1 protein-coding gene is annotated in these 1,136 nt (G+C 58.5%); it reads left to right on the top strand.

The annotated features are described in order from the left end of the window. The first annotated feature begins 371 nt into the window (after window positions 1-371). A complete protein-coding gene (locus AWB66_RS32550) occupies window positions 372-1,040 on the top strand; it encodes an MlaC/ttg2D family ABC transporter substrate-binding protein (RefSeq protein ID WP_087634056.1) in 669 nt (222 codons plus the stop codon). The last annotated feature ends 96 nt before the right edge of the window (window positions 1,041-1,136 follow it).

Here is a 1,136-nt window from a genome sequence, read left to right as displayed (position 1 = left end):
GTAAGCTGCGTTTGCGCTCAAGCTTGAACAACCGTCCGGTGTGGATCCCCGTACGAAAGTTGATGGCGCGGTCGGCGCGAGCACACGGCACGTCAGCGGTGATCGGCGGCAGCGCGGCCATAGGTTCGGCCGTGGGCTTGGGCTTTTACACGGACGTTCGAACGTCGGCTCTGCATTAGACATAGGAAATTCACCTGCAAACTCTATCGAGTCAGTATCACTCCCGTGAGACAAAGGCTGGCCTGCCGTGAGGAACCAAACGCGGGTTAGCATTGGCTGAAGGCCTTTCTGAGAGTAAGCGGCGAAACGTGTGGGGACCTCGCCGTCACCGCTTCGGCGGTCTGCCGGGCCCTTTCCCAAATGAGGTTTGCATGAAGCACTTCTGCCGAAGCACGATTGTCCGTTCCGCGCTCATTGCATCGCTGGCGATCTGGGCCGGCATCGGGTCGCTATGCGCGCCTGAGCAGGCGTGGTCCGCTCAAATCGACGACCAGACCGACCCACAGAGACTCATCCAAACAGTGACGCAGCAAATCCTGGACGAGGTGCGCCAGCAGGCACTCACGCCGGACGACATCCCGCGCATCATGGATATCGTGAACCGGGACATCCTCCCATACGTCGACTTTCGCCGCACTACGCAGTACGCGATGGGCCGCTTCTGGCGCACTTCGACTCCTGAGCAACAGAACCAGGTTGTCGAGCAGTTTAAGCAGTTGCTTATCCACACATATGCCGGCGCCCTCACATTGATCAACACGGATCGTAAATTCGAGTACCCACCTTCGCATAGCGTGTCGAGCGACACCGATGCGGTGGTGCGCACGATCGCCTCAGGCAAGAACGGCGAGGTGCAGATCGACTACCGGCTGTACAAGTCACCCCAGGGTTGGCGCGTCTATGACATGAACGTGCTCGGCGCGTGGCTGATCCAGACCTACCGTACGCAATTCAACGACACGATCCGGCAAAGCGGCGTCGACGGATTGATCCAGTTTCTCGTCAGCCGCAACAAGAAACTTGCGTCATCAGCAGGGTGATCCCGATTTCAGTGTTGACGATGAATACCATCGCGTAGCCGCACCACATGCGTAGCAGATCACAGGCTCAAGCAGAACAGGCAATGGCTGAAGTGC

This window comes from Caballeronia telluris, assembly GCF_001544495.1.
Lineage (GTDB): Bacteria > Pseudomonadota > Gammaproteobacteria > Burkholderiales > Burkholderiaceae > Caballeronia > Caballeronia telluris.
This window is presented reverse-complemented; position numbering and strand designations above follow the sequence as displayed.